Raw genomic sequence first — 12995 nt, forward strand, 5'->3', positions numbered from 1 at the left:
CCCGCCGCCGTCGCCCGCCGACGCGATGAAGCCGCCCACGGGGACAGGCCCGTGGACGGCTTCGTCATGGTCGGGGTACGGGAGGCGCTACCGCTGGTCCGGCCGGTCGCCGCCCTGCTCGCGCCCGAAGCCGAGCTTGCCCTCGGCCTGCTGCTGCGCGGTGTCGACCTGCTTCTCGTGTTTGCCACCGGTCCTCTGGTTGACCTGGCGCTCGGCGGCGTCGGACATCTTCCTTGACCTGTCCTTGTCCTTGCCGGCCATGCTCTTCATCTTGTCGAGGATGCCCATGCAGAGCTCCTTCCGAGACGTGACTCACTGTCGACCGTACGACAGGTATGCCCCGCATGCCCAATAAAGCCCCTCTATGGTCTGAACCTCTCCGTCGCTACGGTGATATCGGCGAACGGCAAGGGGAGGGGCACGCATGAGGCGGCACAGCAGGATCCGTACCGGATGGGCCGCGGGCGCGGCCCTCGCACTGGCCCTGGTCACCGGGTGCGAGGGACTCGACGGCGAAGAGGGCGCCTCGTCCCCGGGCGGCGGCGCCAAGGCACCGGCCGCGGGGCAGGCCGTCAGCCCGCTGAGCAACCCCGACGGTACCGGCCCCGGCCTCGCCCCGGTCAGGGGCGACGGCCCCGAGGCGACGGCCCGCAAACTCATCGACGGCCTCGAGACCAAGGGGCGCGGTCCCAGGACGGGATACGACCGCGACGAGTTCGGCTACGCCTGGATGGACACGGCAGACGGGGTACCGCTGGCGAGGAACGGTTGTGACACGCGGAACGACCTGCTGAAGCTGCATGGGCGGGACGTCCGGTTCCGTACCGGCTCCGACTGTGTGGTCGTGTCGATGGACCTGTACGACCCGTACACCGGCAAGGACATCGCCTGGAAGAAGGCGAAGGCCGCCGAGGTGCAGATAGACCACGTGGTGCCGTTGTCGTACGCCTGGCAGATGGGCTCGTCGCGGTGGGCGGAGAGCAAGCGCGAACAACTGGCGAACGACCTTATGTTGGCGGTGTAGATGTCTCACGGTGATGTGTCTCAGGGGCGGGATGGCCGCGTGTCCAGGTGGTGTCTCACGAGCGGCGTGCTGCATGTCGGCGCTGCACTGGCTGCCGGGGCCGTCCTGACAGGCTGCACGGGAGGCGGACTCTCCGACGAGAGTGGTTCATCAGGCGGCGGCTCGTCAGCGTCCGCCAAGTACGGAGCCAGCCCCTTGGCCGACCCCGACGGAACGAAGCCCGGGCTGGCCCCGATCTCGTCCGAGACGGACGAGGCGACAGCGCGTGAGCTGATCACCAAGCTGTCAACCAAGGGGCGAGGGCCGAAGACGGGCTATGACCGCGACGAGTTCGGCTACGCGTGGATGGACACGGCGGACGGTGTGCCGCTGGCGCGGAACGGTTGTGACACCCGGAACGACTTGCTGAAACTCCATGGGCGCAACGTCGAGCTCCGTGCCGGTTCGGACTGTGTCGTCGTCTCGATGGACCTGTACGACCCGTACACCGGCAAGGACATCGCCTGGAAGAAGGCGAAGGCCATCGAGGTGCAGATAGACCACGTGGTGCCGTTGTCGTACGCCTGGCAGATGGGCGCCGCCCGCTGGGGCAAGGGGAAGCGGCAACGGCTGGCCAATGACGTGCTGAATCTCCTGCCGGTCTCGGGCTCGACGAACTCCGCCAAGCGGGACTCGGGCCCGGCGTCGTGGCTGCCGCCCAACAAGGCGGTCCGGTGCTCGTACGCGGTGCGGTTCGCGCAGGTGGCAGCCAAGTACGAACTGCCCGTGACGTCGGCGGACAAGACCATGATGCTGCAGCAGTGCAGCGCTTGAGGTTCCAGAGGTTCGGCAGCTCTGCAGGCCGCTGCTGTCAGGCTTGGGCACCCTCGTTCTCGTCTCCGCAGGCATCCTTTGGACCACACCACCAGGAGGAACCAGTGTCGTACCCGCAACCGCTCACCGCTGAGGAGAAACTCGCCGACGCGAAGAAGCATCTGAGCCTCCCGCGTATCGTCGTGATCTGCGGTTCCACCCGCTTCATGACCGAGATGACCGAGGCCGATCTGCGGGAGACCAAAGCCGGAAAGATTGTCGTCAAGCCGGGCTGTGACATGAAGTCGCCGCACGAACTTTGGTCCGATCCTGTTGAGGCCGAGGCGCTGAAGGTTCGACTCGACGATCTGCACCGGGCGAAGATCCGGCTCGCTGATGAGGTGCTCGTAGTCGGCGACTACATCGGAGACAGCACCCGAGCCGAAATCGCCTACGCCCGGTCGCTGGGCAAGCCCGTGCGGTTCACACACCCCGAAGTCGACCCCGACGCCTGACCGCTCACCCCGGGCTGGATGCGTGGCAGCGCTACCTTCAGCAGCCGGAGAGCGCGACAGGACGGCGTGAGTGAGTCAGGGCTGCACTGGTGATGAGCCCGTGGCCGTCCTGGCACCTTTGAGCTGCTTGACCACCCCTGCCTGCTTCCCGGCAAGCTGAGCGTGAAGGCGACGGGTGTCCGCTTCCAACTCGGCGTTCCTCAGGGCGAGGATCTGGATCTGGTTCGCGTACGCCGCGACGGTGGCACGCAACTCCCGGATCTCGGCGCCCTTCTCCCGGCGGAGTTCCCGCTCGGACTGTTTCAGGCGCGCGACTTCCTGCCTGAGCTCGTCGGACTCAGGACGCCTGGCCTCGGGCGAGCTGAGAATCCCCTTGATGACTGCCGCGACGGGAGAGCGGTAGTACGAGGCTCGGGAGACGCCTGCCTCGGCGGCGATGTTCACTGCCGAGGTGCGGCCGTCGGTGATCTCGGGGCGGCCGAGCATGAGCTGCTCGAAGGCGCGCATGATCTGCTGGTCGATGTCGGTCAGGCCGGTGTTTTCCCGGGCCAGGCGGGCGAAGGCGGTGCGGACGGCTTGCAGGGTCTCGTCCATGGAGCCGGTCATCGTCAGGAGTCCTCGTGGTCGATCTCGGCGATCAGGTGGGTGAGCGTGGCCAGGTGTTCCGCGATGGCGAGCTGCTGGAGTCGCGGGAGGTCGGCGGCCTCGCCGAGTTCGGCCCGGGCCATGTCGTGTGCTCGTTCCAGGCGGGGCAGGTGGACGGCGGAGCGGCGTGAGTTGGGGCAGTTCATGCACATGTCGAGCATGGGGATGGGGCGTCCCAGTGGCTTGGTCCGCTTGCGGCACACGGCCGTCTCCGCCTGGTAGAAGCAGTCGTTCAGCACGCCGGGATGCAGGGTCTTCGTCAGGTGGTGCAGCAGCGTTCTCAGCCGGGAGGGGCTGGCCACCACACCCGGCAGGTCGCCGAGTTCGCTGCGGATGCGGTCGAACTCGACCTCGATGCGCCGGGCGGCACCGCCCGCTGAGGGGCCGCCGTCGTTCCAGTCGTGGTAGAGGTCCTCGACGTAATCGAGCTTGGCCACGGCCTCCTCGGCCGCAACCTCGTCGGCGAAGCCGGAGGCGGACGTTCCCGCGTAGCCCTCGAACATGGTGATCGCTGCGTGCTTGTACTGGCGGGCGCCCGCGACCACGCCGAAGGGCTGGTGGGCGATGTGCCAGGCGAGGGTCCGGCGGAACTGCCGGGTGTCGAAGGCCCATGGAAGAGCTGTGGACTCTGCCACCGCTGCCTCTACCGCCGTGTCGTTCGGAACCGCGTCGTCGGTGATCGGGTCGGCACCGGGCGGTGGGGCTGCCGCGATCGTGGGTACGTAGAGCCCCGCCGGTGTGCTGAACAGCTCGTTGAGATGGTCACGGAAAGCCCGGATGCGGCGCGGCATGTTGCTGAGCAGCACGTACCCGTTGCGCCCACCGCCGTCGTAGCCGAAGAGGTGGCCGGGGTCGTCGTTGATCTCGCGGAGGACGGCGACGGCCCGGTGGACGACATCCAGCACGACCCATTCGGCTTCCTCCCCGCTCAGGTCGCGCCCCTTGCCCTTGTAGACCCGGCCCCGGAGTTTGTACCGGGTCCGTCCGTCGGCTCCGCGCTCGGTGAGGGCGCAGTCCCGGCCCAGCTCACGCACCTCCACATCCCGCATCCCCGACAGGTAGGCGATGACGATCCAGCAGGCCGTGCGCAAGAAGGACAGCTCGTTGGCCAGGGTGAAGGGGCTGAGCCTCGGCCGCCAGGGGCCGGCCGAGCCGGACCATGGCGACATCGGTGTGTCGAGCCCGCCCTCCTCGTAGCCGATCTCCTTCCCGGCCTCGACCACGAGCGCAAGCACTTGTGACGTCTTGGCGACACCGGCGAGGAGGGAGACGAGTCTGTGGTTGGGCACCTGTGGCACGCCGTCGACGACGGCGGCGCCGGGCACGGTGTGGGCCGTCCCGAGCGGTACTGCGGGGATGCCCCGCCCGGCCTCTCGCCGTTCGGCGATGAAGGACAGCACACGTTCCCGTGCCTGGCCCTGGACCAGACAGCGGCTGTCGCGTGCCGCTTCGAGCGCGTCGATCTCTTTCTGGGCGGCGAGGATGTCCCCACTCGCCGTCTCCACGTAGAAGATTGCCGCTCGCAGCAGGGGGGCGAGGACCTCCTCAGGGATGCGGGGCGTGGTGTTCTCGCCCTTTACGCGCTGGAGTCCGACGACACCGTAGGCGCTGCGGCCGTTCCACGGCAGGATGCCCAGCCTGTCCTCGGACAGGAACGGTCCGTGGGCCGACAAGTGCTTCAGGAAGGTCACGTTGCGAACCGCGGTGTGCGGGCTGCTCTTCCACCTCTTCAGCGCGGCGTCCAGGTGGGTGTGTTCCACGTCGGGCAGTCGTGCGGCGCCCACCCCCTGCAGATCCTCCATGACGACGACGAAGGTGCGCAGCTCGGTGGCTGCCGTCGTGGCCTTGAGCGGCCCCAGGCCCAGCGAACCCCGGGTCAGGCGTGAGGTGATGTACTCCTTCGCCGCGCGTCGCGTCGCGGGGTCGGCGATCTGCGTGAAGTCGAGCCGCCACGTCCGCCACGTGCGGGGGAGCACGCACCGTAGGTCCCAGATGTCCTCAACCAGGCGTGGGCCACGGCTCGGCAGCCCGACCGTGAGGCGCTTGGGGAGCACGAACTCCGCAAAGTCCCCGGACGGTGTCAGGTCCTGCTGCTTCGCCCTGGAGTGGGGGACGGCAGTCACGAGATGACCTCCAGAAAGGACGAAGGCAGCAGCAGGCGATCGCCATCGGCCTCGGCGATGGTCTGAGCCGTGGCGATCTGTCGCGCACTGAAGCGGGCACGGACACCGTGGACGATGCGATCCCATGCGAGACCGAACCGTGCGTCCCACTCGGCGGTGGGGTATTCCACGCGCTGCCGCTCCAGGAAGTCCAGGAAGGACAGCAGACTCGGCAGGTGACGGCTGGTGAACACCGCGTTCGGGCACTCCAGACAGCCCCAGGCCGGGACCGGGCAGGCGGCTCCCGGCTTGCGGGCGAACGGGGAGGCGAAGAAGTCGCGGCAGGAGGCAAGCCACACGTCCTGCTCACCGGAGAGCGCCGACTCGATCTCCTGCGCGCTCAGCGCGGCCTCACCGTCGTCGAGTCGACCGCCGGCGTCCGAGAGCACCATCGGCGGGGCCAGAGCCGCGCCGAGCGCCTGTTCAAGACCTGCCTCCACCGCCTGCTCGTGCGTCTCCTTGTGGGCATCGATATCGGCGTAGTGCTTCGCCGCGACCGGCTGGGTGTGACCGGATGCGAAGTCCTCCAGTACCCCGCCGACCCGCAGGTACTGCCGGGACTTGACGGTCTTGCGTACTCGGCGCAGGTCAAGGGTGACGCGTTCGCCGTTGCTGTCGGTGAGGCGGTCGAGCCCCCGCCTGGACATCCACTCCCGCGTCGCGCCCGACCACGGGGTCAGCCCGTCAAAGGGTGCGCGTGCTTGTCCGTGGCTGCTGACATCGCACCAGAGTGCGTCGGTGCCGACCAGGTCACGTGTTCTCTTCGTCAGACGCAACGCCAGCCGGATCACGCCGCCGGGAAAGCGCAGCGAGCCGCCGTCGGAGACCCTGATCGCCTTGTGCCTGGAGCCCGGGGCGCGCTTCTTGACGTAGGAGACGCTGACGAAGCCGCGTGCCGGGCTGACCAGGCAGTCTGAGCGCAACTGCCGGAGGCTCTCGGGTTCCATACCCGTCTGGCAGGCCAGCAGGAGGAGCAAGGGCACCAGGTCGCGCGCGGTGAGGTGGAGACGGCCGTTGAGCTCCGGTCTGCCGCCCAAGGGGCGCAGGATCTTGTACGAGACGTCGTCGGCGGTCAACGGCCCATGGTGGGCGATGTACCAGAGGACGTTCTCCACTCGGTCCCAGCCGTGCTGACGTGGGTCATGGCCGGTGGCTGCCAGCTTCTCGCCCTCCAGGATCCGGTCGCGGATGCGGGCGATGTCGTCCCGGGCGGCACTCTCCAGCGCGTCTAGCACCGGGAACGGATAGGCGTCGAGCGGTTTCGTCGCCCGGTGGGCTGAGGCCGATGTGAACCCCAGCCGTGCATGAAAGGTGGCGTCGAAGGCGTCGGGGTGCGCCTCGTGCACCAGCTTCAGCAGCCGCACGAGGTACGTCATGGTGAGGTACGGCTCCTTGCTCCGCTCCCCGTATTGGGTGATCAGCTTCTGCTCGAACGCGTCCAGGAGGTCGGGGGCCAGATCACCGAGGGGCAGATCAGCGGCGGCCGCAGGCAATGCCGCGGCGGTGAACTCGACGAACTCACGGATGCGCCTGACGACGTAGCGGACGCCGTTGCGGTCACGCATGGTGCCGGGGCTGCTGATGACATCGGCGAGGGCACCGGCCAGGGCGCGAGTGAGACGCGGACAGGGAAGCTCCGACAGATCGATGTGCTCGGGAGTTCCGTCCAGGTCCACGGCGAAGACCACGGGGCCGATCGACGGTACCGGATCCGCCAGGGCAGGGGCGTCGACCGCGGCGGGGAAGCGGACGCGGCGCGGGCTCACTGGTACTCCTCCGTTTCCGGGCGTGCCTGCTCGAAGGCTGCGGCCTGTTCGTCCCAGTCGTCGAGAGCCGCAAGAACGATCTCCTGGGCCTCGTCCAGCACGTCCAGGTAGGTATAGACCGTCGCCTCGTGACGGTGGCCCAACAGCAGCTGGAGCCTGCGCAGAGGATTGCCGATGAGCAGGCGTTTCACCTCGGCGTGCGTGAACCGTCGGTCCTCCCGCATACCGAGCGCCCGGACGGTCTGCCGCAGCAGAAGCCCCAGCATGTGGACGGCGAAGGAGTGCCGCAGGGTGTGCGGGTGGACATCGAAGTCGAGGCCAAGAGCTGAGCACCGCTCGTTCGCCCGCCGGAAAACCGACTGCCAGGTGCTGGCGCGGAGCGGCAGCCCGTTCTCCCCAAGCCACAGCCACAGGGGCCCGCTCGCGCGGCCGTGGCTGTCGACCTGCAGGAGCCGAGCCCGGTCCGCCGTGCCGATCCGCGAGTACGACCAACTGGTACCGGACTCGAGCGCCAAGGCGTGCCGGTTCGCCCGGCGTACCGGAAGCCGACCCGTGCACGCCTCGTACACCCCCTCGGCGCGCCGCCGCTGGACGAGTTCGTCCCGCTCGATACCGACGTAGTGGTGCAGGTCGCGGGCGACCCGGGGGCGGACATACACCGTCCGTGCCCTGTTGCGCTTGGCCAGGGCGGCCGAGACGGTGATGTCGCCGAGCACACGTCTTCCGGTGACCGGCGGCAGTTCCGCCGTCAGCAGGCTCGTGGCTTCGCCCAGGCGCATGCCGGTGCAGATCAGCAAGTCGGCGAAGAGAGCGTTGCGTTCGCCGTTGCGTCCCCGCCAGGCCGGATCGGGGGAGCCGTCCGGCAGCAGCCCTCGCAGCCCGACGTCCCGCCAGAGCATGAAGTCCTCGTGCGACAGGAACCCGATCGGCTGCAGGGGCACCTCGGGCTCAGCGGCGGCGTTGACCCGTACCTGCTTCGGCCCCTGCGGCGACACCACGGTCTTGTCGACGTACCGGAACGGCTCGGCAGGTAGCAGTTCCTCGTACAGCGACCACTGAACCCACTTGTCGAGCGCGGCGACGGAGCGGTTCCACGTCGCTACCGAGACCTTGCCCGGGCCGTTGCCATGCAGTCGCACGGCCTTGTACGCGCGCAGGTCGGAGCCGTCCGTGTCCCAGATGAGCTTCCCGTCCCGGGACTCGTGGAGGAAACGGCAATAGAGCATGACGTCGGTGCTGTAGGCGATCCGGCTGTTCGCCGACCGCACTCCCCAGTTCTCCAGGTCGCGCAGGAAACGGTTGAGGTGGAGGTCGTAAGTGCCGTCGGGGCCGAGGATGAAGGGTCTGCCGTCGTCGGCCCCGACGCGCCGCAGCACTGCCTCGGCGTCGAAGGGGAGTTCATCTGCTGCGGAGGGCCCGGCTGTGGTCCTGTGTAGCAGCACCGTCGCTTCCGTACCGGCGCCGGCCTCGCCCGATCCCGTCGTGCTCAAGTCACCCTCCCCGTGTGAGACAAGCTGTACGCGCACATAACGGGATGGGTGGTGAGACAGTTACGGGTGCCGACATAAACGACCCGCTGAACCTGCTGCCCGTCCAGGGCCGCGCCAACTCCGCCAAGGGGGACTCCGGGCCGGCCTCCTGGCTGCCGCCCGCCAAGCCGGTGCGGTGCGCGTACGCCGTCCGCTTCGCGCAGGTCGCCGTCAAGTACGAACTGGCGGTGACCGCGCCGGACCGGGAGGCGATGCTGCGGCAGTGCGGCGGCTGACGAGGACCGGGCGGCACGACGCCGCCGCCCGTGGTTTCCGCGAGGCCGTCAGCCAGTCCGTCCCCGCGCCAAGCGTCTCGTACCGTACGCCCGGGTCGAGAAGTACGCCCGACGGCCTGCGCCCCGGTGGCCTGGGCCCCGGTGGCCTGGGCCCCGGTGGCCTGAACCTCGATGGCCTGGGCCTCGACTGCCCCGGTGGCCTGCGCCCCGACTGCCCGCGCCCCGGCGGCTTGCCCCACGCCCCCTGCCCGCGCGTCCACGCCCGGGTCGGCGCCACCCTCGGCTCCGTGGCGCCGGCCTCCACGGTCGTCTCCGGCTCGCTGGACGAGTGGCGGGGCCGGACGGGAGTGCCCTGCGAGGCCTGCGGTCAGAACTGGCCGTTGCCGAGCAGTTCGCCATCGGCGTCGTAGACGGTGACGAGGCCGTTCTCGCTCTGCTTCCAGTCGGCGAACGCCGAGGCGATGAGGTTGGCGGGCCCCGTGCCCTCGCCCATGATGCCGCCGGTGAAGTCGGTGTAGACGTCGGCCGCGTCGAGGATGTCGTTCTGCTCCTCGGCGCCCTGCACCTTGGTGACGTGGGAGACGGCGTCCTTCTCCGCCGCCGTGCCGTTCTTCTGCACGAACGCCTTGAACTGCTCGGCCTGCGACGCCTTCTCGACGGCCTTGTCCTCGGCGGGCTTCGCGTCGGACTCGCCGTCCGTGCCGCCCGTGCCGTCCGCCTTCGCGCCGCCACCGGACTTCTCGCCCGCGCCGGCGGAGGTGTGGCTCTCGCTCTTGCTGTCGCCGCCCCCGTCACCGCTGTTCGCCGACACCGCGCCGATGACGACGAGGCCCACGACGGCGCCCAGCGCGACCTTGGTCTTCATGCCCATGACTGTGTCCCCTCCCGATGCGGCAACCGCCACCTTCTGGCGGTTGCTCGTTCGCGGGGTCAATAAGAACAGACCGTGTGAACTGAGTCAACCATGTTCACGTGCTTGCTCTGGTACACGGCCGTGAATCGAGGCTGGCGCGCATGCGTCGGTATGCTCGGCGTCACACAATCGACGAGGGGGCCGTGCGGGTGCAGGACAACGCGACAGAAGTGACCGCCGCCGGGATCGCGCGGCTCGCCGGTGTCGGCCGGGCGGCCGTGAGCAACTGGCGCCGCCGGCACGCCGACTTCCCCAAGCCGGTCGGCGGCACCGAGACCAGCCCTTCCTTCGCCCTCACCGAGGTGGAAGGCTGGCTGCGCGAGCACAGCAAACTCGCCGAGGTGCCCCTGCGGGAACGGGTCTGGCAGCAGCTCGTCGGCCACCCCGAGGGCCCGGTCACCGCGCTCACCCACGCCGGCTGCGTACTGCTGCTGATCCACGACCGCCCCACACTCTGGCTGGAGTTGAGCGCCGGCTCCGACGAACGGCTCGCCGCGATGCTGCCCGAGGCGCTGGACCAGGTGCTGACGCCGCGATTCGGGGCGGCGCGCCGGGGGCGCCGCGGTCGACGCGGGTGTGAGGCCGGTGCCGCCACGGCGGCGTCGACTTCTGTGAACGTCCCACTGGCGTCGACCTCTGTGAACACTCCACCGGCGTCGACCTCCGTGAACACCGCACCGGCGTCGACCTCGGTGAACGTCCCACCGGCATCGACCGCTGTGAACACCCCACCGGCGTCGACCGGTGTGAACGCTTCACCGGCAGTTCACACGTCCACCGGACCCGCCCAGACCCCGCAGGCCACCCCCGCCCAGCCCCCGCAGGCCGCCCCCGCCCTCCAGACCCCCACCGGCCCGGCCGCGCTCGCCTCCGCGCCCCTCCTCCGCGGCACCGCCGAACTGGCAGCCGAGCTCGGGGCCCGGCAGACCTTCGAGTTCCTGCTCGGCCGGCACCTCGACGCCAACCCCCGCCAGTACACCCTCACCCCGGCCGACCTCGCCGGCCTCATGGCGGAGCTGGCCGGCCCCGCCCGCACCGTCCTCGACCCCGCCTGCGGCACCGGCGCCCTCCTGCGCGCCGCCACGCAGGCCGGCCCCGCCCCCCGCCCCGAACAGGCCGACCAGCGCCTCTGCGCCCAGGACGACGCCTCCGGCCTCGCCGCGCTCACCGCACTCCGGCTCGCCCTGCACACCCGGGCCGGCATCCGCGCCGCCGCCGGCGACACCCTGCGCGCGGACGCCTTCCCCGAACTGCGCGCCGACGCCGTCCTGTGCCACCCGCCGTTCAACGAACGCAACTGGGGACACGACGAACTCGCCTACGACGCCCGCTGGGAGTACGGCTTCCCGGCCCGCACCGAGTCCGAGCTGGCCTGGGTGCAGCACGCGCTCGCCCGCCTTCGCGACGGCGGCACCGCCGTCCTCCTCATGCCGCCCGCCGCCGCCTCCCGCCGCTCCGGCCGCCGCATCCGCGCCGACCTGCTGCGCCGGGGCGCGCTGCGGGCCGTGGTCGCGCTGCCGGTCGGCGCGGCACCGCCGTACAACATCCCGCTGCACCTGTGGGTGCTGCGCCGGCCCGAGAAGGCGCCCGCGCAGCCCGAGGTGCTGCTCGCCGATGTGGGGCAGTTCGCCGGCGAGGGGCGCGGTGGGCCGGACTGGCGGGCCGTGCGGGACGCCGTGCTCGACGCCTGGCGCGGCTTCGACCGGGCCGGCCACCTCGACGACCGGCCGGGGCTGGCCCGTTCCCTGCCCGTCATCGAACTCCTCGACGACGACGTCGACCTGGCCCCCGCCCGCCACCTGCCGCCCCCCTCGGCCACCGACGGCGCGGGACGGCTCACGGACGTACGCGACCGGCTCGGCGAGACCCTGCGTCTGACCGTCGGCCTCACCCCCGCCGCCGCCGACACCGCGCAGCCCGCGCCCCGCTGGCCGCTCACCACCGTCGGCGAACTCGCCCGCGGCGGCGCCCTGGTGCTGCGCACCGGCGGAAACGGCGGCCACGCGCGGGTGCCGGTGCTCACCGACCACGACGTACTCGCCGGCACCGGCCCCACCGGCACCCTCCCCGAGAGTGACGAGGAACCCGCGCTGACCGAGCCGGGAGACGTCGTCGTCCCGGTCCTCGGTGGCGGCTCCGTCGCGCGGGTGATCGACGACGCCACCGCCGGCGCCGCCCTGGGGCGCAACCTCGTGCTCCTGCGCCCCGATCCCGCCGCGCTCGACCCCTGGTTCCTCGCCGGGTTCCTGCGCGGCACCGCCAACAACCGCCAGGCCAGCAGCTACGCCTCCACCGCCACCCGCCTCGACGTCCGCCGCCTCCAGCTCCCCCGGCTCCCGCTCGACGCCCAGCACCGCTACGGCGCCCGCTTCCGCGCCCTCGACGAGTTCGAACGGGCGCTCAGACTCGCGGGCCGCCTCGGCGAGCAGCTCGTACGGGGCATGTACGACGGGCTCACGGACGGCACGGTGGCACCCGGTCCATGACCTGGTGGTGATCGGTACGGCAACGGTTCGGTACAACCGGAGACCACTGTCGGCCCCGGCCTATACGCTCGGACTTCCACACCGAACGACCCGTTCGTCCGTCCGTTCGTCCGTCCGTTCGTTCGTCCGTCCGTTCGTCCGGCCGTCCGGCCGTCCGGCCGTCCGGCACATCGGCATCACCGGTCCAGGAGCAGTCATGTACGGCAACAGCGCCGCCGGGCCGCCGCCCTCCCGCGGCGCGGCCACCGTCATCACCCTGCGCGTGCTGTTCGCCGCCGCCGGATTTCTGACGTGCGGTCTGCTCGCCTGCGTCCCGCTGTTCCGGATCGCCGTGCTGCGCGGCCGCGGGCTCGACTGGACCGTGGCCTGGCTGAGCCTGCCGGCGTCCATCGGCTGCCTCGCCGTGGTCGGTTCGCTGCCGGAGGGCGACCGCCGTACGGACGTCGCCATGGCCGCTCTCCTGCTGATCGGAGCGGCGGCCAGCGCGTACTTCCTCGTGGTCGACATACGCCTGCACGCCGCACCGCGGCAGTTCACCGGCTACGCGCCGCCGCCCCAGGCCCTCGCCGCGCACTACGGCCAGACCCAGCCCGCGGGACCGTACGCGCCCACGCTCGTACCGCACTCCCCGCACACCCCCGCCCCGCGGCCCGCCCACCCCGGCTTCCAGGCACCCCCGGCCCCGATGGCCCAGGCACCCCAGGCGCCGATGCCCCAAGCCCCGCCGCCCCGAGCTCCGGCACCCCAGGCACCGGCACCCCAGCCGCCAATGACCCAGACACCCGTGCCCCGGGGACCCGCTCCCACCCCGCCGCCCCGGCACCCCGCCCCCGCCCGCATCGACCAGGTCCGCGCCGAGCTCGACGAGCTCAGCGACTACCTGCGCCGGCACGACGGCAACGGCGACGACCGGGGCGGACGGTGACC

Annotated in this window: 10 protein-coding genes and 2 pseudogenes; 6 read left to right on the top strand and 6 right to left on the bottom strand. The window is 70.7% G+C overall.

The genetic code is table 11. The annotated features are described in order from the left end of the window. Positions 1 to 87: 87 nt before the first annotated feature. The gene (locus B1H29_RS21880) at positions 88 to 288 is read right to left on the bottom strand and encodes an antitoxin (protein WP_055417319.1); all 201 of its coding nucleotides are present in this window, start codon (positions 286 to 288) and stop codon (positions 88 to 90) included. 136 nt (positions 289 to 424) lie between these two features. Here B1H29_RS21880 and B1H29_RS21885 point away from each other — a divergent pair. From B1H29_RS21885 to B1H29_RS21895, 3 genes and pseudogenes are all read left to right on the top strand, one after another. Next, a pseudogene (locus tag B1H29_RS21885) lies at positions 425 to 1006 on the top strand (HNH endonuclease family protein); the annotation flags it as partial. Positions 1007 to 1024: 18 nt separating this feature from the next. Next, the gene (locus B1H29_RS21890; RefSeq protein ID WP_079160381.1) at positions 1025 to 1837 is read left to right on the top strand and encodes an HNH endonuclease family protein; all 813 of its coding nucleotides are present in this window, start codon (positions 1025 to 1027) and stop codon (positions 1835 to 1837) included. 104 nt (positions 1838 to 1941) lie between these two features. Continuing rightward, positions 1942 to 2331, top strand: a complete 390-nt coding sequence (locus B1H29_RS21895; protein ID WP_055417317.1) for a hypothetical protein — start codon at positions 1942 to 1944, stop codon at positions 2329 to 2331. Positions 2332 to 2406: 75 nt separating this feature from the next. Here the strand turns inward: B1H29_RS21895 and B1H29_RS21900 are convergent, their stop codons facing one another. The 4 genes from B1H29_RS21900 to B1H29_RS21915 are packed head-to-tail and all read right to left on the bottom strand — an operon-like array spanning position 2407 to position 8394. After that, a complete protein-coding gene (locus tag B1H29_RS21900; RefSeq protein WP_159027844.1) occupies positions 2407 to 2925 on the bottom strand; it encodes a hypothetical protein in 519 nt (172 codons plus the stop codon). A 14-nt stretch (positions 2926 to 2939) separates the two neighbouring features. Further along, entirely contained in the window at positions 2940 to 5099 is a 2160-nt protein-coding gene (locus tag B1H29_RS21905; protein WP_208638327.1) for a hypothetical protein, read from the bottom strand. After that, a complete protein-coding gene (locus B1H29_RS21910) occupies positions 5096 to 6904 on the bottom strand; it encodes a hypothetical protein (RefSeq protein WP_055417315.1) in 1809 nt (602 codons plus the stop codon). The genes B1H29_RS21905 and B1H29_RS21910 overlap by 4 nt, the downstream gene beginning before the upstream one ends. After that, a complete protein-coding gene (locus B1H29_RS21915) occupies positions 6901 to 8394 on the bottom strand; it encodes a tyrosine-type recombinase/integrase (protein WP_199832295.1) in 1494 nt (497 codons plus the stop codon). Before B1H29_RS21915 ends, B1H29_RS21910 begins: the two co-directional genes overlap by 4 nt. A 77-nt stretch (positions 8395 to 8471) precedes the next feature. Between B1H29_RS21915 and B1H29_RS21920 the strand changes: the two are divergent. Then, positions 8472 to 8669: pseudogene (locus B1H29_RS21920) on the top strand (HNH endonuclease); the annotation flags it as partial. Between the two features lie 367 nt (positions 8670 to 9036). On the opposite strand, the gene B1H29_RS21925 reads toward B1H29_RS21920, so the two are convergent. Further along, positions 9037 to 9540, bottom strand: coding sequence for a hypothetical protein (locus B1H29_RS21925; RefSeq protein ID WP_055417313.1), 504 nt, complete (start codon positions 9538 to 9540; stop codon positions 9037 to 9039). Positions 9541 to 9731: 191 nt separating this feature from the next. Between B1H29_RS21925 and B1H29_RS21930 the strand changes: the two genes are divergently transcribed. Both B1H29_RS21930 and B1H29_RS21935 read left to right on the top strand, forming a co-directional pair. Next, on the top strand, positions 9732 to 12068 hold the full coding sequence (locus tag B1H29_RS21930) for an N-6 DNA methylase (protein WP_079160810.1): 2337 nt from the start codon (positions 9732 to 9734) through the stop codon (positions 12066 to 12068). A gap of 196 nt (positions 12069 to 12264) precedes the next feature. Next, on the top strand, positions 12265 to 12993 hold the full coding sequence (locus B1H29_RS21935; RefSeq protein ID WP_055417311.1) for a hypothetical protein: 729 nt from the start codon (positions 12265 to 12267) through the stop codon (positions 12991 to 12993). Positions 12994 to 12995: the final 2 nt, after the last annotated feature.

Origin of the sequence: Streptomyces pactum (assembly GCF_002005225.1) — a bacterium.
In the GTDB taxonomy this organism is placed as follows: Bacteria; Actinomycetota; Actinomycetes; order Streptomycetales; family Streptomycetaceae; genus Streptomyces; species Streptomyces pactum_A.

What these genes read in the sequence shown, in the direction of transcription:
- B1H29_RS21880 (WP_055417319.1), bottom strand. Translation starts at nt 288, where the DNA reads ATGGGCATCCTCGACAAGATGAAGAGCATGGCCGGCAAGGACAAGGAC.
- B1H29_RS21890 (WP_079160381.1), top strand. Translation starts at nt 1,025, where the DNA reads ATGTCTCACGGTGATGTGTCTCAGGGGCGGGATGGCCGCGTGTCCAGG.
- B1H29_RS21900 (WP_159027844.1), bottom strand. Translation starts at nt 2,925, where the DNA reads ATGGACGAGACCCTGCAAGCCGTCCGCACCGCCTTCGCCCGCCTGGCC.
- B1H29_RS21925 (WP_055417313.1), bottom strand. Translation starts at nt 9,540, where the DNA reads ATGGGCATGAAGACCAAGGTCGCGCTGGGCGCCGTCGTGGGCCTCGTC.
- B1H29_RS21935 (WP_055417311.1), top strand. Translation starts at nt 12,265, where the DNA reads ATGTACGGCAACAGCGCCGCCGGGCCGCCGCCCTCCCGCGGCGCGGCC.